This is a genomic window from Streptomyces enissocaesilis (assembly GCF_039533765.1).
Classification (GTDB): Bacteria; Actinomycetota; Actinomycetes; order Streptomycetales; family Streptomycetaceae; genus Streptomyces; species Streptomyces enissocaesilis.
Genome location: NZ_BAAAUD010000071.1, coordinates 1 through 1,114, shown reverse-complemented (window position 1 = coordinate 1,114; position 1,114 = coordinate 1). Strand labels below are relative to the sequence as shown.

General features: G+C 68.5%; 1 protein-coding gene. It reads left to right on the top strand.

The annotated features are described in order from the left end of the window. Positions 1-102 precede the first annotated feature (102 nt). Positions 103-1,074, top strand: a complete 972-nt coding sequence (locus ABD374_RS31550; RefSeq protein ID WP_344500048.1) for an alpha/beta hydrolase — start codon at positions 103-105, stop codon at positions 1,072-1,074. Positions 1,075-1,114 lie beyond the last annotated feature (40 nt).

Genomic DNA, 1,114 nt, shown 5'->3' with positions numbered 1-1,114 from the left:
GTCTTGATGTGTGGGGTTTCCGCCTTGATCTGAGGGGCTTCGGCGGGGTGAGGAGTTCAGGATTGTGGGTGTTCGCAGATCACATCGTTTAGGGAGTACGTCATGGCCGGTAACCCTCGTAACATCGCTCTGGAGCCTGCTGCGCAGGCGTTCGTGGATGCCACCTCGGAGCCCCCCTTCCTCTACCAGATGACACCGGAGGACGGCCGCAAGACGGTCGACGGTGTTCAGGACGCCCCGATCTTCAAGCCGGAGATCGATGAGGAGTGGGTGGAGGTGCTGGGTGGCCCGACCGGCAGCGTCAAGGTGCGCATCGTGCGCCCGGCGGGCTCGGCCGGCGCCACGCTTCCGGTGGTCCTGTACGTGCACGGTGCGGGCTGGGTGTTCGGCAACGCCCACACCCACGACCGGCTCGTGCGGGACCTGGCCATCGGGGCGAACGCCGCGGTGGTCTTCCCCGAGTACGACCGCTCCCCGGAGGTCGGCTACCCGGTCGCACTCGAGCAGAGCTACGCGGCGGCGCAGTGGGTGGTCAGCAACGGCGCGGACAAGAACCTGGACGCCACACGGATCGCCGTCTCGGGTGACTCGGTGGGCGGCAACATGGCCACCGCGCTGACCCTGCTCGCCAAGGAACGCGGCGACGTGCGCTTCGTCAAGCAGGTGCTGTTCTACCCGGTGACCAACGCGGCATTCGACACCGACTCCTACGAGCAGTTCGCCGAGGGCTACTTCCTCTCCCGCGAGGGCATGAAGTGGTTCTGGGACCAGTACACCCTCAGCGAGGAGGAGCGCGGCCAGATCACCGTCTCACCCCTGCGCGCCAGCCTCGAGGACCTCGCCGGCCTGCCCTCCGCCCTGATCATCACCGCCGAGGCCGACGTCCTGCGCGACGAGGGCGAGGCCTACGCTGCCCGCCTGCGCCAGGCCGGCGTCGCCGCGACCAACGCCCGCTTCGGCGGCATCGTCCACGACTTCGTCATGGTCAACGGCCTGCACGACACCGAAGCCGCCAAGCACGCCGTCCTCCTCGCCGTCGCCAGCCTCAACGAAGCCCTCAACACCACCCCCTGACCCGCCCCGACGGCGGCCGCCACCACACCCACACCACCCA